This window comes from Silvimonas terrae (genome assembly GCF_014202765.1).
In the GTDB taxonomy this organism is placed as follows: domain Bacteria; phylum Pseudomonadota; class Gammaproteobacteria; order Burkholderiales; family Chitinibacteraceae; genus Silvimonas; species Silvimonas terrae.
Genome location: NZ_JACHHN010000007.1, coordinates 235,377 through 259,952, shown reverse-complemented (window position 1 = coordinate 259,952; position 24,576 = coordinate 235,377). Strand labels below are relative to the sequence as shown.

Annotated in this window: 19 protein-coding genes and 1 tRNA gene; 9 read left to right on the top strand and 11 right to left on the bottom strand. The window is 59.2% G+C overall.

The genetic code is table 11. The features are described from left to right. The first annotated feature begins 197 nt into the window (after positions 1–197). From HNQ50_RS16920 to HNQ50_RS16910, 3 genes are all read left to right on the top strand, one after another. Complete coding sequence (locus HNQ50_RS16920) at positions 198–647, top strand: SEL1-like repeat protein (protein ID WP_184102378.1); 450 nt, start codon at positions 198–200, stop codon at positions 645–647. A gap of 99 nt (positions 648–746) precedes the next feature. Beyond that, on the top strand, positions 747–2,255 hold the full coding sequence (locus HNQ50_RS16915; RefSeq protein WP_246428760.1) for an AMP nucleosidase: 1,509 nt from the start codon (positions 747–749) through the stop codon (positions 2,253–2,255). 201 nt (positions 2,256–2,456) lie between these two features. After that, on the top strand, positions 2,457–3,284 hold the full coding sequence (locus HNQ50_RS16910; protein WP_184102377.1) for a hypothetical protein: 828 nt from the start codon (positions 2,457–2,459) through the stop codon (positions 3,282–3,284). 56 nt (positions 3,285–3,340) lie between these two features. Here the strand turns inward: HNQ50_RS16910 and HNQ50_RS16905 are convergent, their stop codons facing one another. The 6 genes from HNQ50_RS16905 to HNQ50_RS16880 form a co-directional block, all read right to left on the bottom strand. Then, positions 3,341–4,135 carry a phosphate/phosphite/phosphonate ABC transporter substrate-binding protein gene (locus tag HNQ50_RS16905; protein ID WP_184102376.1) on the bottom strand — a complete coding sequence of 265 codons (795 nt, stop codon included), beginning with the start codon at positions 4,133–4,135 and terminating at the stop codon, positions 3,341–3,343. Further along, positions 4,132–4,941 (bottom strand): ABC transporter permease, encoded by an 810-nt coding sequence (locus HNQ50_RS16900; RefSeq protein ID WP_184102375.1) that lies wholly within the window; start codon positions 4,939–4,941, stop codon positions 4,132–4,134. The genes HNQ50_RS16905 and HNQ50_RS16900 overlap by 4 nt, the downstream gene beginning before the upstream one ends. Beyond that, complete coding sequence (locus tag HNQ50_RS16895) at positions 4,938–5,870, bottom strand: ABC transporter ATP-binding protein (protein WP_184102374.1); 933 nt, start codon at positions 5,868–5,870, stop codon at positions 4,938–4,940. The genes HNQ50_RS16900 and HNQ50_RS16895 overlap by 4 nt, the downstream gene beginning before the upstream one ends. Beyond that, positions 5,867–7,024 carry an ABC transporter permease gene (locus HNQ50_RS16890; RefSeq protein ID WP_308419176.1) on the bottom strand — a complete coding sequence of 386 codons (1,158 nt, stop codon included), beginning with the start codon at positions 7,022–7,024 and terminating at the stop codon, positions 5,867–5,869. Before HNQ50_RS16890 ends, HNQ50_RS16895 begins: the two co-directional genes overlap by 4 nt. Beyond that, the gene (osmF, locus tag HNQ50_RS16885) at positions 7,025–7,942 is read right to left on the bottom strand and encodes a glycine betaine ABC transporter substrate-binding protein OsmF (protein ID WP_184102373.1); all 918 of its coding nucleotides are present in this window, start codon (positions 7,940–7,942) and stop codon (positions 7,025–7,027) included. It lies immediately after the preceding gene. A gap of 92 nt (positions 7,943–8,034) precedes the next feature. Further along, positions 8,035–8,946, bottom strand: coding sequence for a fatty acid desaturase (locus HNQ50_RS16880; protein ID WP_184102372.1), 912 nt, complete (start codon positions 8,944–8,946; stop codon positions 8,035–8,037). A gap of 284 nt (positions 8,947–9,230) precedes the next feature. On the opposite strand from HNQ50_RS16880, the gene HNQ50_RS16875 reads away from it, so the two are divergent. From HNQ50_RS16875 to HNQ50_RS16865, 3 genes are all read left to right on the top strand, one after another. Further along, positions 9,231–10,532 carry a diguanylate cyclase gene (locus tag HNQ50_RS16875; RefSeq protein WP_184102371.1) on the top strand — a complete coding sequence of 434 codons (1,302 nt, stop codon included), beginning with the start codon at positions 9,231–9,233 and terminating at the stop codon, positions 10,530–10,532. Between the two features lie 257 nt (positions 10,533–10,789). Next, positions 10,790–12,910 carry a TonB-dependent siderophore receptor gene (locus tag HNQ50_RS16870; RefSeq protein WP_184102370.1) on the top strand — a complete coding sequence of 707 codons (2,121 nt, stop codon included), beginning with the start codon at positions 10,790–10,792 and terminating at the stop codon, positions 12,908–12,910. Positions 12,911–13,029: 119 nt separating this feature from the next. After that, entirely contained in the window at positions 13,030–13,956 is a 927-nt protein-coding gene (locus HNQ50_RS16865) for a DMT family transporter (RefSeq protein ID WP_246428759.1), read from the top strand. A gap of 71 nt (positions 13,957–14,027) precedes the next feature. Here the strand turns inward: HNQ50_RS16865 and HNQ50_RS16860 are convergent, their stop codons facing one another. The 4 genes from HNQ50_RS16860 to HNQ50_RS16845 all read right to left on the bottom strand — a co-directional run bounded on the left by HNQ50_RS16860 (position 14,028) and on the right by HNQ50_RS16845 (position 18,420). After that, complete coding sequence (locus HNQ50_RS16860) at positions 14,028–14,864, bottom strand: nidogen-like domain-containing protein (RefSeq protein ID WP_184102369.1); 837 nt, start codon at positions 14,862–14,864, stop codon at positions 14,028–14,030. Positions 14,865–15,475: 611 nt separating this feature from the next. Then, positions 15,476–15,565: transfer RNA gene (locus HNQ50_RS16855), tRNA-Ser, on the bottom strand. A gap of 47 nt (positions 15,566–15,612) precedes the next feature. Next, a complete protein-coding gene (locus HNQ50_RS16850) occupies positions 15,613–17,139 on the bottom strand; it encodes a cyclic-di-GMP receptor FimW-related protein (protein WP_184102368.1) in 1,527 nt (508 codons plus the stop codon). Between the two features lie 126 nt (positions 17,140–17,265). Next, entirely contained in the window at positions 17,266–18,420 is a 1,155-nt protein-coding gene (locus HNQ50_RS16845; RefSeq protein WP_184102367.1) for a pyridoxal phosphate-dependent aminotransferase, read from the bottom strand. Positions 18,421–18,519: 99 nt separating this feature from the next. Between HNQ50_RS16845 and HNQ50_RS16840 the strand changes: the two genes are divergently transcribed. Further along, positions 18,520–20,127, top strand: a complete 1,608-nt coding sequence (locus tag HNQ50_RS16840; protein ID WP_184102366.1) for an ABC-F family ATPase — start codon at positions 18,520–18,522, stop codon at positions 20,125–20,127. Positions 20,128–20,832: 705 nt separating this feature from the next. Here HNQ50_RS16840 and HNQ50_RS16835 read toward each other — a convergent pair. Further along, positions 20,833–22,503 carry an acid phosphatase gene (locus tag HNQ50_RS16835; protein WP_184102365.1) on the bottom strand — a complete coding sequence of 557 codons (1,671 nt, stop codon included), beginning with the start codon at positions 22,501–22,503 and terminating at the stop codon, positions 20,833–20,835. Positions 22,504–22,648: 145 nt separating this feature from the next. On the opposite strand from HNQ50_RS16835, the gene HNQ50_RS16830 reads away from it, so the two are divergent. Both HNQ50_RS16830 and cysK read left to right on the top strand, forming a co-directional pair. Next, on the top strand, positions 22,649–23,467 hold the full coding sequence (locus tag HNQ50_RS16830; protein WP_184102364.1) for a Rossmann-like and DUF2520 domain-containing protein: 819 nt from the start codon (positions 22,649–22,651) through the stop codon (positions 23,465–23,467). Between the two features lie 90 nt (positions 23,468–23,557). After that, a complete protein-coding gene (cysK, locus tag HNQ50_RS16825; RefSeq protein ID WP_184102363.1) occupies positions 23,558–24,535 on the top strand; it encodes a cysteine synthase A in 978 nt (325 codons plus the stop codon). The last annotated feature ends 41 nt before the right edge of the window (positions 24,536–24,576 follow it).

Sequence of the window (24,576 nt, the reverse complement as noted above, 5' to 3'; positions counted from 1 at the left end):
TTACCCGTGTGAAAGTAGGACATTGCCAGACACCCATTAGAACGCCCGTACAGACAACTGTACGGGCGTTTTGCTTTGTGCGCTCCCGCAATGCACTCCCCCTGCGCGTTCCGCGCTGCCGTTGATCGGCCACCTGTACCCATTCATTTCGTTTGCATAAATTTAAAGCTCATTCACTCTTTGGCTTATGCGTTGTGATGGGTGCAAACGAAAAGGCGGTCACGCCCACAAATCTGGAGTTGTTCCGGTCTGCCAGCCGCATGCTGCAAAGCGCGGACCCGGATGAGCGCCATTGCGCGCTGGAAAGCTTCCGCTATCTCTCTGGCGCGGGTCTGGCCAAGGCAAGTTTCAATCTGGCGGTAGCGTATGTACGTGGTCATGGCGTAGCAACAGACAAAGCCATAGCGGCGGATTTCATGTTACGGGCGGCACGGCAGGGCTATGCCGGCGCCTACGAACCGCTAGCGCGCATGATCGTCAATGGCGATTTGCTGGAAAGCAGAGACCTGATCCAGGAAGGGCGTCATTTTGTGGCGCGGGTCTGGTATTTCCGCGCCCTGTGTGATGGTGCGGCCAAGCCGCGAATGGCGGGTTTGATTCCATATTCCGTCATGTACGCGGCCTTGGGACCAGTGCGCTATCACTAGCGATTCGTAAATGTCATAAGCAATGCGTTAGACTCACAGGCATGTCCGCCGCCCGGTCACGCGCGGCATTTATGGTTGTCGTTTAGTGGATGCGCCTGCATGAGTTCCCGTTCCCTGCCTTATTTGCCCAGATTCATTGCCCCCACCCGTTACACCGATCCGGCCGCAGCGCTGGCGCAGGTGAAGCTGATTTATGAAAACAGCGTCAATCATTTGCGCGATGCCATGCAGCGTTTTGTGACAGGCGAAGACCTGGGCGGTCATGTTCGGGCCTGCTACCCGTTTGTGCGCATTCAGACGGATACCGTGGCGCGCTCCAACGAAGCGGATAGTGCTCATCTGAGTTTCGGGTTTGTGGCAGGCCCGGGTTATTTCGAAACGACCCTGACCCGACCTGATCTTTACGCCGATTACTATCAGGAGCAGTTTCGGCTGCTGCTGCAAAATCATGATTGTGAACTGGAGATTGGCACCAGTTCCCAGCCGATTCCGGTGCATTTTTCGTTTGCCGAGCATGACTACATTGAAGGCACGCTCAGCCCGGCCCGGCGGCAATTGATGCGCGATATGTTTGACCTGCCAGACCTCTCTGCCATGGATGACGGCATTGCCAACGGCACCTACGACCCGCGTCCGGGCGAGCCGCAACCGCTGGCCTTGTTTACCGCGCCGCGAATCGATTACTCGCTGCATCGGTTGCGCCATTACACCGGCACGGTGCCGGAACATTTCCAGAATTTTGTGCTGTTCACCAATTACCAGTTCTACATTGATGAGTTTATCCGGCTGGGTCAGGAGAGCATGAATGACCCCAACAGTGATTACATTGCCTTTGTAGAGCCCGGTAATGTGATTACCCGTCGGGTAGGGCTGTCTGCAGAAGCGGGCGATGCACTGGGTGCTGCGCCGCCGCGCTTGCCGCAAATGCCGGCGTATCACCTGATCCGGGCGGATCGCAGTGGTATTTCCATGGTGAACATTGGCGTCGGCCCGGCCAATGCCAAAACCATTACCGACCACATTGCCGTGCTGCGCCCGCATGCATGGATCATGCTGGGGCATTGCGCAGGTTTGCGTAACTCGCAGCAACTGGGTGATTACGTGCTGGCGCACGGCTATGTGCGGGAAGATCACGTGCTGGATGAAGACTTGCCGTTGTGGGTGCCGATTCCGGCGCTGGCAGAAATCCAGCTTGCGCTGGAAGCCGCAGTGTCAGATATCACGCGTCTGAAAGGGCCGGAACTCAAGCACATTATGCGGACAGGTACGGTGGCGAGTACCGACAACCGCAACTGGGAGCTGTTGCCCGATAACCGACCCCAACGCCGCTTCAGCCAGAGCCGGGCGGTGGCGCTGGATATGGAAAGTGCCACCATTGCGGCCAACGGTTTCCGCTTTCGCGTGCCCTATGGCACGTTGCTGTGCGTGAGTGACAAACCACTGCATGGCGAGATCAAGTTACCTGGTATGGCCAACCAGTTTTATCGGGAACGCGTGGATCAGCATCTGCGGATCGGTATTCGCGCCATGGAACTGTTGCGCGAACAGGGCGTCGATCAATTACATAGTCGCAAATTGCGCAGCTTTGCCGAAGTGGCCTTCCAGTAACAGGGGGCCGGGCTGCTGTTTACCACATATCGGCCCAATGCACGCAACAGCATCAAGATTCGGGCAAACCGGCCGAAAAAGGCAGGATAGATACCGTGTGCTGGCCCGTGTCACCCGCGGCGCCAGCACCTGATTACCGGGTGAATTGTTTTACGCAAGGCCTGCCGCGCTGGTTTAGTGGGCCTCGAGAGGAGAACAACGATGTCAATCAGTGCTACCAGTCTGAGTAATCAGGCCACCCAGCAAAGTAACAACAGCAACACCACCAACAGTGCCAGCCAGATCGTTGAGGAACCGGATAGTTCGTTGACGGCAACGCCGATGGATTTGCAGGTACCGCAAGAGAGCGTGACGTTTGAGTACTCGCAAACCACGGTGAGCCTTACCTATACCGACCCACGCAAGATGCAGGGTCAGACGACTGGTTCCGGCGCTGACAGCAGCAGTGCAGATAGTACTGACGGGACGTCATCGACCAGCACGCCGACGGATCTGGCTTCGATGATCGATCAGTCCAATCAGAAGGTGCAACAGTTCATCGACATGCTGGGCAATATGCTCAAGCAGCAGGGGCTGACGTGGTCCAAGGTGGTGAGCGGTGAGCAAAAACTCAGCGCAGACCCACAGACCATTGCGGCGGCCAAGCAGGCCGTCTCGCCGGATGGTGAGTTTGGTATCAAGAATACAGCCGACCGGATTCTGAATTTTGCCAAGGCGGCGGCGGGTAACGACCCGACCAAACTGGCGCAACTGAAAGATGCGATCCAGCAAGGCTTTGACAGCGCCGCCCAGTTTTTCGGGGGCAAGCTGCCGGATATCAGTAACCAGACTCATGATGTGATCATGAATGAGCTGGATAAATGGTCGCAGAACGGGATTCCACAAGGGGATGTCAGCTTGACGGATGACGACGTGAACGCGGTCATCAATCCCAAGAATGCAGACAGTAGTAGTGGGTCGTCGGGAAGCGCTGCAAGCGCCAGTGCCTCGAGCAGTACCACCGGTAGTTCGATTTCCACTTCCGCCTGAACGAGTGGATCAGTGAATGAGTGTCTAATGACGGCGAGCCAAAGTGCTCGCCGTTTTCATAGTTGCAGATAGCCGTAATCCGCGGCTTCCTGTTCCATTTCCGCGACCACATTGCATACTGAATCGGGCAACACGCTAAAGCCGGTAATCCCGAATGGGGCCAGTGCAGCGGCCTGGTCCGGGTTGGCACAGGCATGGGCCAGTGCCAGGCGCATCATCCACAATTGATCTGGTGAGGTGGAAAGCGCAGTAATCAGCGGTAGCCCTGGCGAAGGGGCGGTCTGACCGATCACGCGAATGCCGGTGGCGGCCTCGGGTTGATGTCGCTGCAACAAGGCCAGCGTGACGCAATCAATCGCGGCGATATCGGCCTGGTTATCCCGGATGAACTCAATGGAACGGGCATGGCTGCCGGTGGCTACCGCGCGGCCAAAGAACTGCCCACCTACCGACAGCGGCGCGATCAGTGCGCGCAGGCTGTTGTAGCCAGAGTGTGAATCACGGCTGTTATAGGCCACCGTGGCACCTCTGAAGTCGGTCAGGCTGATGCGTTTGTCGGTGGCGCGTACCACCAGCATGCTGCAATAAAACGGGCCGTCACAACCCTCTGCGTCGTAATGGAAATACCCCACGCTTTGCACTTTGTCTTTCAACACGGTCATCAGCGGGTAACTGCAGGTCTGGCTTAGTAGTAAATCCGGGTCTAACCAGTGTTCCACCAGGTGATCGGGCCAGATGATTTCTTCCGGCGCGCCGGTGATTTCGTGGTTGATCAATTCCGCTTTGAGTGCCAGCCATAATCGTGCTGTGTCCCCTGGCCCGGCAAAATACATGGGCAATGAAACCTTCATATTCGGCCTCTATCCATTTGCGCACTGGCGGGCGATGCGCTTGTTATGGGGCGATTGTGCGGTGTCAGTCGCCATGGTTGTGACCGGATCATCAAACGCTCAAACGCCAGATCCGTCACGACCGCCAGCAGCCCCACAAGCAGGGCTCCTTCTACAATATAGGCCGTATTAAAGCCGCTCAAGCCCACAATAATGGGCGAGCCCAATGTCGGCGTCCCGACTGTAGAGGCAATGGCGGCAGTGCCGATATTGATGATGACGGAGGTGCGTACGCCAGCCAGGATCACCGGCAAGGCCAATGGCAGCTCAACCTGCCAGAGCAGTTGCCGGCGGCTCATGCCCAGCCCGCGCGCGGCTTCCAGCGAGGGTGGGGGGACAGATTCCAGACCGGCAATGGTGCTCTGGACAATGGGGAGCAAGCCATACAGCGCCAGGGCGATCAGCGCTGGTGCAGGCCCGAAACCGATCAAGGGGACGGCCACCGCCAACACCGCCACCGGCGGGAAGGTCTGGCCGATGGCCACCACGGTTTCGAGCAACGGGCGAAAATCCCGGCCAGTTTCCCGGGTAACAAACAATCCGGCGCTGCAGCCCAGTATCACTGCTATGGCGCTGGAGACACCCACAATCCACACATGGGCCAGCACCAGCGCCGGAAACGAGGCTTGCTCATACAGCGGGCGTTCCTGTTCCGGGAACAAAGCATGAAACAGCGGCCCCAAATGCGACATGCCAAACGTCAGGGCCAGCAGCAGGCCGGCAGACCAGAAGAGCGGGTCCAGCCACCAGCGGCGTGTCGGGTTCATGCGGCGATATCCAGCAGATCGGCCACATGAATGCTGCCGATGGTATGGCCATGTTCATCCACCACAGGCAGTTGTTCGGTGCGGTTGGCGATCAGGGCAGAGAGCGCTTCTCGCAGTGTGGCTGTGCCGGTGATCGCTGGGCCTTCGATATGCTGATCCTGGCGCATCCGGCTGGCCACTTGATCCAGCGCCAACAGCTTGAGGCCCACCTCGCTTCGGCCCACAAAGCTGGTGACAAAATCAGAAGCCGGTTCCAGCAGAATCTGTCGGGGAGTGCCGTCTTGCACAACACGGCCGCGATCGAGCATGACAATGCGATCGGCCAGCAACAGCGCTTCATCAATGTCGTGCGTGACCAGCACAATGGCCTTGCCGGACACTTGATGAATCCGGGCGATTTCTGTCTGCAAGGCGCTGCGGGTGACCGGATCGAGCGCGCCAAAGGGTTCATCCATCAGCAAGACTTCCGGGTCTGCCGCCAGGGCCCGTGCGACACCGACACGTTGCTGCTGGCCACCTGACAGTTGATGCGGGTAACGTCGGCTGAACTCGGCCGGCGGCAATCCCAACAAATGAAGTAGCTCTTCGACACGCGCCGCAACGCGGGCTTTGGGCCATTTGAGTAGCGCGGGTACGGTGGCAATGTTCTGCGCCACGGTCCAGTGCGGAAACAATCCGATCGACTGAATGGCATAACCCATGCGCCGGCGCAGGTCCTCTTCCCGGAAGCTGCGGATTTCCTGGCCAGCAAACAGGATGCGGCCCTGATCGTGTTCCACCAGCCGGTTAATCATCTTGAGCGTGGTCGATTTGCCCGAGCCAGAGGGGCCGATCAGGACCGTGAATTCGCCATCAGCCAGACGTAAAGACAGGTTATCCACCGCGACAAAATCGCCAAAGCGTTTACCCACCTGTTCAAACTGGATCATTGCCCGCGTGCTCCCAGTAGTGACACCAACAGTTTGAACACGGCATCCGCTGCGATGGCCAGCGCAATCACCGGCACAGCGCCCAGCAACACCAGATCCAGCGCACTGCTAAGCAAGCCCTGAAACATGATTGCCCCAAAGCCGCCAGCGCCGATGAGCGCGGCCACGGTGGTCAGGCCAATGGCCTGCACCGTGGTGATGCGCAGGCCAGAGAGCAACACCGGCAGTGCCAGCGGCACTTCCACCTGCCAGAACACCTGGCGGCGCGACAGGCCCATGCCGCGCGCGGCTTCCACCACGGCTGCCGGCACTTGCTCCAGCCCTGCGGTGGTACTGCGCGCCATGGGTAACAAAGAATAGAGCGTGAGCGCGATCACGGCCGGTGTGACACCGATGCCGCTGACACCCAGTTCTCCCAACAGCGGCACATGGGCGGCCAGCGCTGCCAATGGTGCGATCAGCAGGCCAAACAAGGCAATGGACGGGATGGTCTGGATGATGTTCAGCACGGAAAACAACGGCCCGCGCAGGCCGGCGCGGCGAAAGGCCGCGACACCCAAAGGAACGCCAATCAACAAGGTGGGAACCAGGGTGGCTGCCACGATGGCCAGGTGCCGGAGGAGCGCCGCATCAAACACGTCCTGCCGGTTGGCGTATTCCTTGAGCACGGACAGTTCCGCCAGCGCACCAGAAAACAGCAACACCACGCCGGGGGCCAGGACGGCCAGGGCGACCAGGACGGTGTCGCGCGGATTGAGTTTCAACCGCCCCAGCGCATCTGCCGCAGCCAGCCAGCCCAGCACCCACAGTGCCCAGGTGCCACCGCCAAACGAGGTCCGGCTGTAACTGGAATCCGTATTGGCGAGGGTACGCGCCACGTCGCCGCCCACCGCCAGCAGGCCAGCCAGCCAGGTGGCACAGGCGAGAAGAACAACGACCTCACGCGCTGGGCGCGGCGAAACAAAGGAGGCGACCCCCAGCAGCAGCGCCGGGATCAGGATCAACACATGCCAGCCCGTCAGGCAGCTCGCCAACGTCATGCCGACACCGGTCACCAGCCGGTTCGGCGCATGGGTGAGCAGCGGCCATTGCCACGCCGCCATCGCACCCAACAGCCATAGCAACAGCAGCACGCGGTTGTGGACGGCCTGCACTTACTTCACAAAGCCTTTTTGTTTGAGGTAATCCGCCGCCACTTTTTTGGCATCCTGCCCTTCGATGGCGATCTTCGCATTCAGGGTTTGCAGCGTGTGGCTATCCAGACTCTGGAATACCGGGGCCAGCGCAGTCTTGATCGCGGGATATTTCGCCAGAACGTCGGCCCGCACAATGGGCGCGGGGGCATAAATAGGCTGGCTGCCCTTGGGGTCATCCAGCGTCACCAGACCGAGTGCCGCTACCGGGCCATCGGTACCATAAGCCATGGCGGCGTTCACGCCGGACGTTTGCTCCGCAGCGGCCTTGATGGTGACGGTGGTATCGCCACCGGCCAGCGTCAGCAGCTGCTCCTGCTTGAGTTTGAAGCCGTAGGCGTTTTCAAAGGCGGGCAGGGCGTCCGGGCGTTCAATGAATTCGGCCGATGCCGCCAGCTTGAACTGGCCGCCCCCGTTGATCCATTTGCCCAGATCGGCCAGTGTTTTGAGTTTGTTGGCGCTGGCAACATCCTTGCGCACCGCAATGGCCCAGGTGTTATTGGCCGGCGCGGGCGTGAGCCAGACGAGTTTGTTTTGCTGCAAATCCAGGGTTTTTACTTTGTCGTAACCCGCCTGCGCATTGCGCCAGGCCGGGTTTTTTTCATCCGCGAAAAAGAAAGCGCCGTTGCCGGTGTACTCCGGATAAATATCGATCTGCCCGGCGGTGATGGCACTGCGGACCACCTTGGTGGTGCCCAGCTGGATCTTGTTTTCTGTCTTGATGCCCTTGGCCTCCAGCACTTGCAAGATCAGATTGCCCAGCAAAGAGCCCTCGGTATCGATCTTGGAGCCGACGCGCACCGCGCTATCGGCCTGCGCCAAAGACAGACTCAGTGCCAGAACAACACCCAGTGCGTGGCGGCAAACTCGCAAATTCATCGGTCTTCCTTCAATGGGTTTACAGGCTTGAGGTTAGTCACTACAGCGCGCCTGTGCCGGTCAAAACAGCAGTCGGGCAAGATTGAATGTGTTTATACGCCCACACGTAGCGCGGGGTAAACCGGAGGGTCGACAGGCGTCAGGGCATGGCGGCGCAGCAAATAACCGTAGCCTGGTATCAGAAAACCGCCATTACGAAATAGATAACCGGCCCGATCCTCGTGGTAGACGGTGGCGAGGCGATACCACGGCAACGCAGGGTGGGCATGGTGGACCGCATGATAATTGTTGTTCAGATACAAAAGCCGCCAGAACCAGCCCGCTTCATTGATCACCACCCTGTGCGCCGGCACTGCAGCGGGGCGATGTTCATAGAGCGAGCGCAACATGGCCAGCCCTAATGCAGGCCATGCCACGCCCAGCAGATAGCGCCAGGCGGATATCCCGCAGGCGAGGTCCAGCCACAGCAACAAGGCCAGCACGGACAGGCCGTGCCAGGCCCAGAGCCGCCTCAGTCTGGCCGGTCCGCGCCACAATGCCGCCACCGCCTGGCGGGCCAATGCCACAACCGACAGCAAAGGCCCTATCACAATACGACCGGGCGCCGTGCGGCTGGCCCTTTGCGCTGGCTGCAGTAGCCATGGCAAGCGATCAAACACGGCGGGGGCCAGATAGTTGCTTTCCGGATCGATCCCCGGATAGGTCAGGTGGTCTTCACGGTGATGCGCCAGGTGGGTGTGCCGGTATAAATCATAGGGATACCACACCGCCAATGGCGCCAGACCCAGCCAGCGATTGACCCGTGCCGAGCGGGTAGGGTGACCGTGCAGCAACTCATGTTGCAAGCTCATGTACCAGGTCACGACCAGCGTCATGGCGCCATGCCAGAACCACGGATTGAGGGTACGTGCCCACAGCGCCAGTGCCAGCCAACTGCTGTAGATCAGGATAAGCAGCAGCCAGGTGGGCCATTCGGCCAGAAGATAACGGGCTCTTGCGGGCATAACCATGCCTGTGACGGGTTGACTTGCACGACTATAGGGTGTTGTTTTTATTTCATAAAAGAATATTAATTCTTATTGATATTTCTTTTTGTGCGGCAGCAGGAGTGGCGCGTCAACGCCCTCTGACAAGGCAGGCCCGATTACCCGTGTAACCAGGCTGTCACGATGTTTTAATACGACGCCCGGCGTGATATACCAGAACCGGGAGCCTAGCCTATGCTAAGTTCATACTTCAACACAGCCCGCGTTCGTGCTTACCCAGTCCGGCGCGGCGGAGCCCAGGCTTGCATACAGAAACATCTCCTTCTACCGCTGTTTACCTGCTGACGGGGCGGGAGTCTGACCTTGCCCCGCTGGATAAACAACTGGTGGTTTTCGGTTTCGAGACCACCGTGTTTGATCATGCCACGGCCTTGTTGGCCGCCATGCATGGCAAGCCGCCGTTTGCGGTCATCCTGGACGCTCAGACCGAAGGGCTGGATCTGGAGTTTCATGTTCCCCTCATCAAACGCCTGAGCAAGGGCCCGCTGTTTTTGTCGTCCACCGGGGAATCGGTTTCACGCCAGATTGCCTTGTTGCGCCTGGGTATTACCGATTTTGTTGCGCGGCCGCTGCCGCTGCAAAAGCTGGTGGCGCGGCTGGATGAACTGCTGGATCAACGCCGGCCAGAGCCGTTCCGGGTACTGGTGGTTGATGACTCTGAAGCCATGCTGCACTGGCTGCACAAAGTGCTGCATGGCGCCGGCATGGAAGTCTTCAAAACCCGCAGCCCGCTGGATGTCTTGCTGATGATGGATCGGCATCGCCCGGAAATCGTCATTCTGGATGTCTATATGCCAGAGTGCTCGGGCAACGAGATGGCGCATATCATTCGCCAGCAGCCGCGTTTTGATGGCATTCCCATCATCTTTTTCTCGACCGAAGTCAGCCGCAACAAGCAGTTGGTGGCGCGCAGCATGGGTGGCGATGATTTCCTCGTCAAAGACACGCCGCCGGAAGATCTGGTTGCGGCAGTCACCATCACCTGTGAACGTTATCGCCGTCTGCGCCAATGGATGACGCGGGACAGCCTGACCTTGCTGCTCAACCACACCACGCTGGTGGAACATCTGGATCAGTCTATCCAGACTTGCGCGCGCAATGGCGATCACCTGACCTTTGCCATGATCGATATTGACCACTTCAAGTCGGTCAATGATGAATACGGTCACCTGACGGGCGATTATGTGATCCAGAGTCTGGCGCGTATCTTGCGGCACACTGCGCCAGGGCAGGCGCTGATTGGCCGTTACGGCGGAGAGGAATTCGGCGTTGCGCTGCCGGGCATTGCGCCCGTGCTCGCTTCCCGGTTTATCGACGCCGTGCGCTTGCAGTTTTGCGCGTTCCCGCAGAACGGCAACAACAGCACGTTCCACGCCTCGTTCAGCGCGGGCGTTTCTACCCTGACGCCGGGGTTGACCACCCAGCAATTGATGGAAAACGCGGACCTGGCGCTCTATCAGGCCAAGCGTAACGGGCGTAATCAGGTGGTGCTGTACAACGAAGCAGAACACGCCCGCCAGGAGCACGGCTCCCACGCTCGCTGAATGGGTTTCGGTACCCACCCCGCCGGCCATATCACATCGCCCGGATGACGCCCCAGGGTGGCGATGGTTGCCGGGGCCTGCCTGGCTGCATGGTTAGCCCGGATTCTCGCTGCGCGGGCTACAGCGGTCTGGCGCAGGTGTTCCACAGTGTGATCCCCCCATTTGTATCAACCCTGATATATTAAAAAATTGATATTGAGAATAATTCGCATTACCATGTGCGCAATTTATTAATCGCACAGACCAAGAAACCCGCCATGAAATCTCGTCCTCGCTGGGCCAGAACGCCCTGCGCCAGCCTTGTTTGCCCTTTTTCAACCGCCGTTTTGCTGAGTTTCGCGGCACCCGCGTTTGCCGATGACGCTACTGCCTTGCCGGAAGTCAACGTCACCGCAACGCAGCAACAGAGTGAACTGGCCACTCCCTCAAGCAGCGGTGCGCTGGGTTCGCGCAAGGTCATCGACACCCCGTTCTCGCAAACCGTGGTCAGCGGTCAGGACATGGCAGATCGGCAGGTCCGCAAGCTGGGCGATATCTTTGCGGCGGATGCCTCTGTCTCGGACAACAGCGACGCCAACAGCGCCTGGGCCAGTTACCTGACCGTGCGCGGGCTGCAACTGGACTGGCAGAACGGCTACAAGATCGACGGTCTGCCGTTCATTGGCTACGGCGTAAACCTGCCTTACGAACAGTTTGACCATGTCGAACTGCTCAAGGGACTGTCGGGTTTTATGTATGGTTTCGGCGCGCCTGGTGGCGTGGTCAATTACGTGACCAAAAAGGCGGAAGGCACGCCTGTGCGTAGTATTGATATCGGTTACACCAATGACAGCGTACTGACCGAACACGCCGATATTGGCCAGCGTTTTGGCGAGGGCAATATGTTTGGTGCCCGCGTCAATTACACGCATGAAGGCGGCGATACCGTCACCGGCGGCCACACCAACCGCAACTCGGTCTCGGTAGCGCTGGATGCCCAGCTGACCGATCGCTTGTCGACCTGGTTCAATATGTTGAACCAGCAACGGCGCTCGGATAACCAGCCGGCCTCGCTGAGTTTTGCCACCTACCAGGGTAGTGGCATGCCGGGCACGGTGCCAGGCGACACCAGCAATCTCAATAGTGACGGCCAGCATCTGTACACCGGTCTGCAACTGTATACCGCAGGCGTGCAATATCAGCTCACTCCGGACTGGCGTCTCTCTACCCGTTACAGCTACAGCGAATCCACTCGGGATCGCAACGAAAGTACGCTGTACCTGAATGACGCTTCGGGCAGCTACAGCGACTACCGCTGGATTGGCAAGGAAGCCAACCGCTTCAACTACTGGGATGCCATGGCAGAGGGCAAGGCACAGACCGGCGCGATCAGTCATCAGATCACGGCCGGCGCCTCCTGGCAGCAGCAAGCCAATTACTATGGCGCCAATGCGTTCTATGGTTTGCTGGGCACAGGCAATATCTACGCCGCCAACAGCAATAGCATGGGCGATCTGGCCGGGCTGAAGACCTACCACGACAGCGACATCACCCAGAAAGCCCTGTTCGCCAGCGATACGCTTGGCTTTGGCGAGCATTGGTCTGTCCTGGCTGGCCTGCGTTATACCAACTACGAGCAGAACTCATTCAGCGCCAGCGGGGCCAGTACCGCGTCTTATGACAAGAACGGCGTGACCAGCCCGACCGTCGCGCTGATGTACAAGTTTGATCCGGCCACAACGGCCTATGCCAGCTATGTGGAATCGCTGGAGCAAGGCTCGACGGTTGGCAGCACCTACGCCAACGCGGGCGCAATGCTCAAGCCATTGAGCAGCAAGCAGTACGAACTGGGCTTCAAACATGACTCCAGCGTATTCAGCACCACTGCCGCCTTGTTCCGCATTGAACGCGGGGCCGAATACGGCAATGCCGACAACGTCTACGTGCAAGACGGTATGTCGGTGTTCCAGGGTGTAGAACTGGCCGGCACCTGGCGCGTTAACCCGCAATGGGAAGTCGGGGGTAGCCTGATGGGCCTGAAAACCTGGTACGGCGAAGGCAGCAGCAATCGCGGCAACCGCGTGGCCGGTGCCCCGGAATGGATTGCAGCCGGCCAAGTGCAATACAAGGTGGCTGGCGTGGCAGGTCTGAAGATTGGTCTGGATGGCAAATACACCGGCAATACCATGATTACCCCGACCGGCAGCCTGAATGCAGCCGGCTACGCGGTGTTCAATCTGGGCGCGGTGTACAACCTGCGTGCGGGCGCTTACGACTACACCTTGCGGGCCGGTATCGACAACCTGGCCAACCGAGAATACTGGGAGTTCCAGTACGCCAACTACGTCAAAGCGGGCGATCCCCGCACGGTCAGCTTGAACGCCGCGGTCAGTTTCTGAGCGTTTTGCGGAGCACCGACAGAAGAGGGAGCACCATGCTCCCTTTTTGTTTTTATGGTCGCCGCGTGTTACGGTAAACACGCATTGCCACATATCAAACAAAGCCCGTATCGTCCTGCATGGTCGGGCAGACCGTCAGCCGCGTTATCTCCATGAAATCATTCAGTCTTTTACCCAGCCGCCAGGAACTGGCGCTGATTCTGGTCACCGTCTTCTGGGGTGGTACCTTTTTTGTGGTTCATCTGGCCATGCAGCACGCCGGGCCACTGTTCTTTGTCGGCCTGCGTTTTAGCTGGGCGGGGTTGCTGAGTCTGGCCTTATGCCGTGGGCATTTGCGCGGGCTGACCCGGCGCGAACTCTGGGCAGGCTTTTTGATTGGGGTCTCCATCTTTTTGGGATACGGCCTGCAAACCTACGGTTTGCAAACCATTACCGGTAGCCAGTCCGCATTTATCACCGCGCTTTACGTGCCGATGGTGCCGCTGGTGCAATGGCTGGTGATGGGGCGGCCGCCCCATCTGATGAGCTGGCTTGGCATCTTTCTTGCCTTTACCGGTCTGATCTGCCTGTCCGGCCCGCAAGCTGGTTCGCTCAGTTTCGGCCCCGGTGAAATCGCCACCCTGCTTTGCGCGGTGGCGGTGGCTGGCGAAATTCTGCTCATTGGCCGTTTTGCCGGTCGCGTGGATAGCCGCCGCGTGACGGTGGTGCAGCTTCTGGTTGCTGGCGGGCTGGCGCTGTTGAGCATGCCCATTGCCGGGGAAGCCATCCCGGCGTTCTCCTGGTACTGGGCCTTGCCCGTGCTGGTGATGGGCGTGATGAGCATGGTGATTCAGTTCACCATGAACTGGGCCCAGAAAACCGTATCGCCCACGCGTGCCACCGTGATCTACGCCGGTGAGCCGGTCTGGGGTGGTGTGGTGGGCCGGATTGCCGGCGATCGCCTGCCGGCCCTGGCGATACTGGGTGGCGCCCTGATTGTGGCCGGTGTGCTGGTGAGCGAACTCAAATTTGCGCCCAAAAAAGTGACTGCGCCTGTCCAGCCGTAAATGGATTGCACACAAAAAAGCCGCCCCAGAAGGGCGGCTTTGTTTTGCAATGCAAAGGCGTTCAGTTTGCCTTAGGCTGCGGCCAACTGATCCGGCGCTGCCGGCTTGCCGGCACGGCGTCTGCGTGCAGCCGCACCAATCAGGCCCACCACGCCCATGCCCATCAACGCCCAGGTTTCTGGTTCCGGTACTGACGGCACCACAACGACGCCGCCACCGTTGCTGATGTTGAACCAGATGTGGCTATTGTTCACGATCTGGTTGATGTTGCTGGCCTGGGAAGAGAACAACACCTGCGCATCGCCAGCGCCGTTACCAAAACCCACCGCCGCTGGGGCACCGCCGAAGCCGCCGGAACCACCACTGGCGTCACCCGTGGTCCAACCCATTTGCTTGTAGAAAAAGCCAATCTGGCCCTGACCGGCCGGGATCACCGAGCCGTCGGCACGCAAGACCAACTGGAAGCTATCCAGTTTGTCGGTATGGACGCCGTAGTAGCCCACCTGATCCCAGGTCACATAGAGCGCACTACCATCATCACGGTAAGAGACGGTACCTGTACCGCGGGTATCCACGTCAGCAAAGTAAGGCGAAATAATCGGTACATTCACCCCTGTTGGCCCGGTCGGCGTGTAGGCCCCCAGGGCATTCAGAAAGGTGACATTGCCGTTATTGTTGATGTACAGGCTGTTGTAGGTCGTGCCGTACAGGGTGAAGTTGAAGCCCAGATTGATCAGGCTGCTGGAGCCGTCATCATTGGGGGTCATGGCCAGCGAGCCCAGGTTGTCGGTGTAGTAAGACGTGGACGGCGTGAGGGCAGAGTCTGGCAGAGTGGTCACCGTAGCATGTGCGGCGGCCGATAACATGATCGTGGTGGCAGCCGCGATCGCGAAGTGCTTATGTATCATGATATTTCCTCAATTTCCCTAACAAACTGAAATGCCGGCCATTTTCAAAGAGCCGGTCACAGGTTACGGGAGGCATTCCAGATGCCGCTGGATCGCTTCCTCATTTAATTCATCATGATTATACAATGCTTACTTGTAAATTAATGCATCCGTGCGTCTAGTGTAAATTTATAAAATGCTAATGTACTGATATCCCACCTGGACGTGTGATTTCGCGGGGTTTGGGGGCGTTACGAATGTTCGGGAGGGCAATAAACTGGTCGCAGTGGCCGTTTGTCGGAACGTCTGCCTGATCAGGCGGACCGCCACTGCCAGGTGGGAGCAGACAGAGAGTGGCTTACACCCGGCCGGATTTCTGCTCCACGCCATCCGCGCTGCTGACTGACCAGACACAAGCAGAAATAGCGGCGGGAAAAACCAAAGGCCGTAGGCCGCCGCGTGCAGGACGTCGCCCGCCTGACCCTGGGCACTCAGTCAGGCCCGCGCCTGCGCTGAACAGGCCTGGCTGGATCTTCAATTGAACCACCACGTGCGCTTGCCCACCGCTCAAGCACCCGTGCAAAAACAAAAAACCCGCAAGCTCATCGCTATGCGGGTTTTTTGTTTGTATCTGGCGGAGGCCGTGAGATTCGAACTCACGGAGGACTCACATCCTCGGCAGTTTTCAAGACTGCTGGTTTAAACCACTCACCCAGACCTCCGGTTTGAGGGGCGTATTCTAGCGGTAATCGGGCCTGCCGGGTAGGGGCTAGACCGCGACTTTTTCCAGCACGGTAAAGCGTGTCAGCACAGCGTTGCTGTTTTGCTCAATGGCCGGGGTGAGTTTGATGCGCCAGGCCTTGCCTTGTGCCGCCAGCTGAAACTCCCGTTCTTCCGCAAAATGCGCTTCTGGCACGATGATAAAGCGGCCATGGTTCGGGTTCAGGCTGTCTGGCGCATAAATGGCGGTCAGGCTGCGCTGGCCAGGCAGGGGCGTGAGTTCAACCGCCACGGGCGTTTGTGTCAGGGCTTCCACGCCCACATGCACGTCACCTTCGCGGGTTTTGTTCAGCCGGCGGACCACGCCAATGGTGAAAGGCTTGTTGCCGAAACCGGCGACACACAGCACTTCGCCAACTTGCAGTTTGTCGTCATCCACCGCGCGGTAAACCAGCGCAAGGCCACCGTCGCTTTCGTTTTCCACGGACCAGCGGGCTAGCGGCAGACCATCTTCCGGGCGCTGTCCGCGCAGGAACGCGGCGATATGATCCAGCCCGCGTACCACGCTGATTTTCTTTTCTGCCACCCGCCGTTCCTGCTTGCGGATCGGTTGGGGTACATCTTGCGACCACAGATTGACCATTTGCTGCAGCAACGCCACATTGCCCGGCGTGGCGGCGTCCGGCGGCAAGCTCAGCGCCAGCGGGTTGGCGCCTTGTTTGAGCTGGTCGCGCACTTCTTCCATATGCCGCACCAGCGCTTCTGTGCCCCAGTAGCGCCAGTTATCGCCCACCATATCGCGGCGCAGGCGTTTGGGGAGCGTAGAGCCAGCCAGGTTCACCGCAAACAATTGGTGATGCGGACGGATGTGTTTTTCAATCTGCAACAGGCCGCTCCAACGGGCCAGCCAGTGCGCCACGGTTTCAATCTGGCGCGGTTGCAATTTGTCTGGTGCCGCGAGCGAGAGCATCTGGGTTTGCAGATATTCGCCGCGAATATCGGTCATGGGCGCGCCATCCCAGGCGGCCAGCGGGGCGTCGGTGTAACCGCCTTCTTCGGCGTACAGATACAGCTTGTGCAGATTGCGCCAGGCGTTGGCTTCTACGTCCAGATAGCGCAGCCAGCACCACTTGGCGTGGGCACCGTAGTAGGTCATGGCGCGCAGGTTGAACTGGTGCAGGGTTTTTTCCTGACCACGCGCGCTGGTTTGCAGTGCCTGCTTGATACAGATGCGATAGGCGTCGCCCATCTCGCGCCAGAACGCCAGCATGGTCGGCAAAACCTGCTGCGGGCTGGCTTTGTCGTCCAGAATGCTGCCCTCGCAGATATTGACGAGATGGCGTTGCAGTACCCGGGCCTTTTCATCCAGATAGGGCACTGCCCGCGCCCGTTCCTTGAACGAGATGTCCGCGTTGGTGTTGAGCTGACGCAGCGCTTTGACGATCTCGATCTGCGCTTGCAGGATGTCGCTCTCTGGCAACTCGGCCATCATCAGCGTGGCCGACTTGTAATCGTGTACGCCCTCAAGAGAGCGATTGATAAACAGAGCGCTTACCAGTCCTTTGAAATCAAACATTGCTGGGCCTATCGAAACCAGGGCGTCGCTGCAGCTGAGCCATGTCAGCGAGCCGTTTTTTGTAGGAATAAACCGGTGCGGGGTTTTTCGTAATTTCTCCAAGATTAAGTCAAAAACTTACGATAATCAACCCGATATCAAGTAGTTATGAATTCGATTGCAGGCTTCTTCAAGCGTTTTGGTTGGCTGGGTGTATGCAAAACGTAAGAAATTGTCCTGGCGACCGAAGTCGTCGCCAGGCGTTACCGCGACTGCTTGCGTGGCGAGCAGGTTCTCGCAAAAATGCGCGGCAGAACGGCCCAGGTGACCGGCATCTGCCCACAGGTAAAACGCGCCCTGAGGTGTTGCAGGAATGCCGAAACCCAGTTGCATCAAGGCGCTTTGTAAATACTGGCGACGACCGTCGAGCACTTGCCGGCGCTGTTCAACGAGTTCCAGCGTGGCCGGTGCAAAGGCCGCCAGTGCGGCCCATTGCGCAGCAGTAGGGGGCGCCAGGAAGAGGTTCTGGGCCAGTTTTTCCAGTGCGGCCACATGTTCTGGCGGGCTGACCAGCCAACCTAATCGCCAGCCGGTCATCTGGAAGAATTTGGAAAAACTGTTCACTACAAACAGATCCTCGCCCAGGCTCAGCGCGGTTTCATGCGGGCGACCGTAGACCAGACCCTGGTAGATTTCATCCACAATCAGTGCGCCGCCCCTGGCATTGCAGGCTTGCGCCAGCGCTTTGATCTCCAGGGGTTCCAGCACCGTGCCGGTCGGGTTGGCCGGGCTGGCGACCAGCGCGGCCGCGGTATTGTCATGCCAGTACTGTTCAATATGCGGGGCCAGCAACTGAAAACGCGTATCGGCCCCGACGGGCACGTTGACAGGCAAACCACCCAACAAGCTGACGAGGTGGCGGTTGCATGGGTAGCCGGGGTCAGTCAGCAGCACTTCGCTCCCGTGATCGACCAACAGGGCCAGAATCAGTTGCAGCGCACCGGATGCCCCAGGCGTGACGATGATGCGGGCCGGATCAACCGTGACACCAAAACGTGTTTGATAAAACCCGGCAATGGCCTCACGTAGTGGCCAGATACCGCAGGCACCGGTGTAAAACGTCTTGCCCTGGGCCAGTGCGTTCAGACCGGCCTCAACAATCGGCTGAGGGGTTGGGAAATCTGGCTCTCCCACCTCCAGGTGAATGACATCACGGCCCGCAGCCTGCATTTGCTGGGCTGCCGCGAGGATGCGCATGACATGAAAGGGTTCGATTTGTGAGAGGCGCTGGGCGTAACGCATGAGTTCAATCCGGATATGCTAAAATGCCGGGTTTGGCAAAATATTGAATTTTAATCGCTTTCCGGCGCTATACGCTGGATAACGAGGAAAACGCGACACATGATTAGTACTTCCAACATCACGATGCAGTTTGGCGCGAAGCCGCTGTTCGAAAAAGTGAGTGTTAAATTTGGCGACGGCAACCGTTATGGTTTGATCGGTGCCAACGGCTGCGGCAAGTCCACCTTCATGAAAATTCTGGGTGGCGATCTGGAGCCCTCCGGCGGCAACGTCAGCCTGGACCCGGGCGTGCGCCTGGGTAAGCTGCGTCAGGACCAGTTTGCCTACGAAGACCAGCGCGTGCTGGACGTGGTCATGCAAGGTCACCACGAATTGTGGGCGGCGATCCAGGAACGGGATGGCATCTACGCCAATCTGGAAGCGACGGAAGACGATTACATGCGCGCCGCCGAACTGGAAGGCGTGGTCTCCGAATACGACGGTTACACCGCAGAAGCGCGTGCTGGCGCCTTGTTGCTGGGTGCGGGCATTCCCACCGAACAGCACAACGGCCCGATGAGCGAAGTAGCCCCAGGCTGGAAACTGCGGGTGCTGCTGGCGCAGGCCCTGTTCAGCAATCCGGATGTGCTGCTGCTGGACGAACCGACCAACAACCTGGATATCAACACCATCCGCTGGCTGGAAGAAGCGCTGAACGAGCGTGAATCCACCATGATCATCATCTCGCACGATCGTCACTTCTTGAACCAGGTGTGTACGCACGTGGCCGATGTGGACTACGGCGAGATTCGTATTTATCCGGGTAACTACGACGACTACATGCTGGCTGCCACGCAAGCACGTGCGCGCCTGTTGACGGATAACGCCAAGGCCAAAGAGCGCGTGATTGAACTGCAGGCGTTTGCCCAGCGTTTTGCCGCCAACAAGTCCAAGAGTCGTCAGGCCACCAGCCGTTTGAAGCTGGCTGACAAGATCAAGGACAATATGGTTGAGGTGAAGCCGTCGTCCCGGCAGAACCCGTATATCCGCTTTGAAATGGAAGACAAGCAAAAGCTGCATCGTCAGGCTTTTGAAGCGAACAACCTGTCCAAGTCGTTTGACAAGCCGTTGATCCAGTCTTTGTCCATGATCATGGAAGCCGGCGCCAAGCTGGCCGTGATTGGGGGTAACGGTGTGGGTAAATCCACGCTGATGAAGCTGCTGGTGAGCGAACTGGGCCCGGATGCCGGGAGCGTGAAATGGGCCGAAAAAGCCCAACTGGGTTACTTTGCCCAGGATCACGAGGCTGATTTTGCCGAAGACATCACCCTGTTTGACTGGCTCAAGCAGTGGACCCAGCCGGGTACGGATGATCAAGTGGTGCGTGGCGTGCTGGGCAAGCTCTTGTTCAGTGGCGACGACGTGCACAAGTCGGTCAAGGTGCTGTCCGGGGGTGAAAAGGGCCGCATGCTGTACGGCAAGCTGATCCTGGAAAACCCGAACGTGCTGGTGATGGATGAACCGACCAACCATATGGATATGGAGTCGATTGAATCCTTGAACCTGGCGCTGGAACTGTACAAGGGTACGCTGGTGTTTGTGTCGCATGACCGTCAGTTTGTGACATCGCTGGCGACGCAGATTCTGGAACTCAACGGCGACGGGACTTACACCTACTACGTCGGCGGGTATGAAGATTACCTGCACAGCCGTGGGGTAGAGATTTAAGCTCCCCTGCGGTGGTTTTCGTGGGTTGGAAAAAAGCGCGGCTTTGGCTGCGCTTTTTTTATTGGGCGTTGAGGGAGGGGGCCGTGCAGGCGCTTGCTACCGTGTAGCCCGGATGGCGCGAAGCGGGAATCCGCCCGCAAGAATGATGGGCCCGCCTCACCACTTCGTCATTCCCGTGCAGGCGGGAATCCAGTCCGCAGCCCAACGGGCTGCTTGCGGTGGCTTACCGAGACCGTACTAAATCGTCCTGAGTGGCATGCATACGTCGCAGCTGGATTCCGGCGCAAGGGGGCCGCCGAGGACCGGAATGACGAGTCAGTGGAATGCGCGTTGAATTGGCCGTTGCCTTTGCTTTTGACCTTCCCCTCCATCAAAGCCCAGCGCCGAAGGAGGACGGGAGACCTTAGGCTCCCGACCGACTGAGGGAAGCCCGGAGGGCCGCCCGGCTGGGTCGCCTTTCTTCTGGTTACTTTTCTTGGGGCCGCCGAGGCTGGCGAAGCAAAGAAAAGTAACGTGGGCCCGGCACCCCGGGTATCAAATGTTTTTAAAAGGCCTGCGCCGAAGGCGCTAACTGGGGTTCGGGTTCCCTCCGCAGTCAAGGTGGATTGTCACTACCGCTCCGAATCCACCCTACGCCCCCCGCACAAAACAAAAAAGCGCGACTCAATGCCGCGCTTTTTTGGTTGTACCCGTCGCATCAACCCATCACACCTGCAGTGCCCCGGTCAAATCCCCCGGCGGCTGCGCGCCCCGTGCCTTGAACGCCGCATCCCGCTCCGCAATCCCTTCCAGCTTGGGCAGGCCATGTACGCGACTAATCAAGCGCAGGATGGAGGTCGTGTCATAGAAGGTGTGATCCACGTACCCGCGCTTGGCAAATGGCGATACCACCAGCGCCGGAATACGTGAGCCAGGGCCCCAGCGGTCGCCTTGCGGCGGGGCAACGTGGTCCCACCAGCCGCCGTTTTCATCATGCGTGATCACCACCACCATGTTCTTCCACTGCGGCGAACTCATCAGATGCATGAGGATGTTTGCCACGTGACGATCGCCCGACTCCACATCCGAATACCCGGCATGCATGTTCAGGTTGCCTTGCGGCTTGTAGAAAGTCACGGCCGGTAGCTTGCCGGCAACGGCGTCGGCCAGAAAACGGTTGGACATCGGGCTGTCGCCCATGCCGCCATCACGCAGGTGCTCGGCGCGGGCGGCAGTGCCGGGGCCGAATTGCTTGAAGTAGTTGAACGGCTGGTGATGGAACTGGAAGTTCGGCTGATCCGGGCCCCCCTTGCCATCCAGTGCGGCTTGCCAGCCACCTGCATACCAGGCCCAGCTCACACCCTTGCGTGACAATAGATCGCCAATGGTGTCGTAGCTTTGCGGCGGCAGGGTGGCCGGGTCTGCCGGGTCTGCCAGCGTTTTGTCGCCATCCGGTGCAGGCTTGATAAAGCTGGGCTGGTAGGGCGGGGCCATGGTGTTCACGGCATAACCATCTGGTGTCATGGCGCCGTCGTTGGCAAATTTGGGTTTGCCATCCAGCGCGGAAGCGGGGTTTTCCGCATGCAGCGTCAGGCGCGTGCCTTGCGGGCCACCATCCACCCTGGCGATCTTTTTGGCAGCCACACTGTTGGCCACATCGGGGTAAACATTGGGACGCGCCGTCACCAGAAATTGGTGGTTCATGTAAGAGCCACCAAACGCCGCCATGAAAAAGCGGTCGCACAGCGTGAACTGGCGGGCAATCTGGTACATGTTCAGGTTTTTGGCGGTCTGGTCGTAATACCCCATCACCAGACCGCCTGAATCTGCCCAGGCCGCAAACTGGTCATTCTTGCCGCCATTGATCTGCATCTGGTTCTGGTAAAACAAATGCCACAAGTCCCGCGTGATCACGGCTTCAGGCAGCGGCAAGCCTTCTGCATCCTTGAGCGGGAAGGGGGCATTGGGCAGCTTGTCGATCTGCTCTTCCTTGATCATGTAGTACTTGCCGCCGACGGTCTGGCCGCGTTGCACAAGGCCGCCCCAGATTTTGGGTAGCGTCGCCAGTGGCTGGCCATTGCGGTCGGTCTGGGTGTATTGCGCGGCGCTCAGGGAGGAGAGCGGCTCCAGCACGCCGGGGAAATCCGCATACAAGTTATTGAAGCTGCGGTTTTCCAGATAGATCACCACAATGTTCTTCACATGCGCATTCAGACGCGCATCCAGCGAGCCGCCCTGATGCTGTGGTCTGGCTTTGGCGGCGTCGGCTTCTTCGGCCACCAGCGGCAGCATGCCGGCCACACTGACGGCGGCGAGGCCTTCCAGTACGCGGCGGCGGGTGGGATCGGCGGGCAGATCGTCTGGATCAATCTGTTGGGCATCTACGGGCTGGGTCATATGCGCATCTTCTGGCTGATTGGCGGGATGGCTGTTCGGGGCAGGCCACCTGAACTGGTGCAGTTATAGCACCGCTGGGCGGTATGCCGGGCGCGGACAGCAGGGTAACATCTGGCCAGTGTCAATTTTTTTACCAATTGCTGTCATGTCGCTTCCTGCATTGAACATCATCGGCCCGGGCCGCCTGGCCCAAACGCTGGGCCGGCTTTGGCATGAACGCGCCAGCGTGCGTGTGGCTGACTTGCTGGCCAGAGATGCCGCTCGGGGGCACGCCGCCGCCGCATTTATCGGCGCGGGGCGAGTGGTGGATTGGGATGGCCTGACGCCCGCCGCCATCACCTTGCTGGCCACGCCAGACGATGCCATTGCTGGCGCTGTGCCCCGCCTGGCATCGCAGGTGCGGCCAGGCGACGTGGTGTTCCATTGCAGCGGTGCGTTGTCCAGTGCGGTGCTGGCGCCGTTGCGCAACGCAGGGGCGGTGCTGGCCAGCGTACACCCGCTGTTTTCATTTGCTGACCCGGCCCATGCCGTCACCCGTTTTGCCGGCACCTGGTGCGCGGCTGAAGGCGATACGGCGGCGCTGGACGTCCTGTTACCCCTGTTTGATCAGATCGGTGCGCAACGCTTTACCATTGCGGCTTCCGGCAAGCTCTTGTACCACGCTGGCGCCGTGCTGGCCTGTAACCACCTGGTGGCGTTAATGGAAACCGCGCTGCGCAGCATGGAAGGCGCGGGTATCCCGCGAGATGCCGCCTGGTCTGCGCTCAAGCCGCTGATTGATGGCACACTGGCAAATCTGGATCGCTACGGCCCGGCACAAGCGTTAACGGGCCCGGCAGCGCGCAATGACCTGGGTATTATTGCGCAGGAAATTGCCGCAACGACCGCGCTTGACCCGGCCACCGGCGAGACCTATCGGGTCTTGACCGATGTGGCGTTGCAACTGGCGGCCCGCAAGTCATGATTTTGAGTGCCCTGGCTGTCTGGCCGGGGCGCTGTACTGCTTTGTTACCTTTATTTGTTACCTTTACTGCTACCCGTTACGGAGACACGCATGGCTCACTGGTTTGAGAACAACGCGCTGGCCATTGGCAACACGCCGCTGGTCAAGCTCAACCGTATCACCGAAGGTGCTGGCGCTACCGTGCTGGCCAAGGTGGAAGGCCGCAATCCGGCGTATTCGGTCAAATGCCGTATTGGCGCCGCCATGATTGCGGACGCCGAACAGCGCGGTTTGCTTGGGCCTGGCAAAGAACTGGTGGAGCCCACCAGCGGCAACACCGGTATTGCGCTGGCCTTTGTGGCCGCGGCCAAAGGTATTCCCCTGACCTTGACCATGCCGGAAACCATGAGTGTGGAGCGGCGTAAATTGCTGGCCGCATTCGGTGCCAAACTGGTGCTGACCGAAGGGGCCAAAGGCATGAACGGCGCCATTGCCAAGGCCGAAGAGATTGTCGCCTCCGATCCAGGCAAGTACGTGCTGTTGCAACAGTTCAAGAATCCCGCCAACCCGGCCATTCACGTCGCCACCACCGGCCCGGAAATCTGGAATGCCACGGATGGCAAAGTGGATATCCTGGTCTCTGGTGTGGGCACGGGCGGTACCATCACGGGCGTGTCGCGTTACTTTGAACAAGAGCGCAAGCAAGCGCTGCATTCGGTCGCGGTCGAGCCAACCTCCAGCCCGATCCTGACGCAAAAGCGCGCCGGGCAGCCACTGCAACCGGGTCCGCACAAAATTCAGGGGATTGGCGCCGGCTTTGTGCCGGATGTCCTCGACCTGTCCTTGATTGACGACGTGCAGCAAGTCTCCAACGAAGAGTCGGTGGAATACGCCCGCCGTCTGGCGCGTGAAGAAGGGCTGCTTTCCGGCATTTCTTCTGGCGCGGCGGTGGCCGTGGCGGTGCGTCTGGCCAAATTGCCGGAAAACGCCGGCAAGACCATCGTGGTGATCCTGCCAGACTCGGGCGAGCGTTATCTCAGCTCCATCCTGTTTGAAGGCATGTTCGACGAAAAGGGCATTGCAATCTAACGTTATCCGCCCGGCCGGCGCGCTCTGGCGCTGGCTGGGCC

Excerpts from the sequence above, each read along its gene's own strand:
- HNQ50_RS16870 (WP_184102370.1), top strand. The coding sequence starts at position 10,790 with ATGAAATCTCGTCCTCGCTGGGCCAGAACGCCCTGCGCCAGCCTTGTT.
- cysK (WP_184102363.1), top strand. The coding sequence starts at position 23,558 with ATGGCTCACTGGTTTGAGAACAACGCGCTGGCCATTGGCAACACGCCG.
- HNQ50_RS16905 (WP_184102376.1), bottom strand. The coding sequence starts at position 4,135 with ATGAAGGTTTCATTGCCCATGTATTTTGCCGGGCCAGGGGACACAGCA.
- HNQ50_RS16915 (WP_246428760.1), top strand. The coding sequence starts at position 747 with ATGAGTTCCCGTTCCCTGCCTTATTTGCCCAGATTCATTGCCCCCACC.
- HNQ50_RS16845 (WP_184102367.1), bottom strand. The coding sequence starts at position 18,420 with ATGCGTTACGCCCAGCGCCTCTCACAAATCGAACCCTTTCATGTCATG.
- HNQ50_RS16900 (WP_184102375.1), bottom strand. The coding sequence starts at position 4,941 with ATGAACCCGACACGCCGCTGGTGGCTGGACCCGCTCTTCTGGTCTGCC.
- HNQ50_RS16830 (WP_184102364.1), top strand. The coding sequence starts at position 22,649 with ATGTCGCTTCCTGCATTGAACATCATCGGCCCGGGCCGCCTGGCCCAA.
- HNQ50_RS16840 (WP_184102366.1), top strand. The coding sequence starts at position 18,520 with ATGATTAGTACTTCCAACATCACGATGCAGTTTGGCGCGAAGCCGCTG.
- HNQ50_RS16835 (WP_184102365.1), bottom strand. The coding sequence starts at position 22,503 with ATGACCCAGCCCGTAGATGCCCAACAGATTGATCCAGACGATCTGCCC.
- osmF (WP_184102373.1), bottom strand. The coding sequence starts at position 7,942 with ATGAATTTGCGAGTTTGCCGCCACGCACTGGGTGTTGTTCTGGCACTG.
- HNQ50_RS16865 (WP_246428759.1), top strand. The coding sequence starts at position 13,030 with ATGGTCGGGCAGACCGTCAGCCGCGTTATCTCCATGAAATCATTCAGT.
- HNQ50_RS16920 (WP_184102378.1), top strand. The coding sequence starts at position 198 with ATGGGTGCAAACGAAAAGGCGGTCACGCCCACAAATCTGGAGTTGTTC.
- HNQ50_RS16850 (WP_184102368.1), bottom strand. The coding sequence starts at position 17,139 with ATGTTTGATTTCAAAGGACTGGTAAGCGCTCTGTTTATCAATCGCTCT.
- HNQ50_RS16880 (WP_184102372.1), bottom strand. The coding sequence starts at position 8,946 with ATGCCCGCAAGAGCCCGTTATCTTCTGGCCGAATGGCCCACCTGGCTG.
- HNQ50_RS16910 (WP_184102377.1), top strand. The coding sequence starts at position 2,457 with ATGTCAATCAGTGCTACCAGTCTGAGTAATCAGGCCACCCAGCAAAGT.
- HNQ50_RS16895 (WP_184102374.1), bottom strand. The coding sequence starts at position 5,870 with ATGATCCAGTTTGAACAGGTGGGTAAACGCTTTGGCGATTTTGTCGCG.
- HNQ50_RS16860 (WP_184102369.1), bottom strand. The coding sequence starts at position 14,864 with ATGATACATAAGCACTTCGCGATCGCGGCTGCCACCACGATCATGTTA.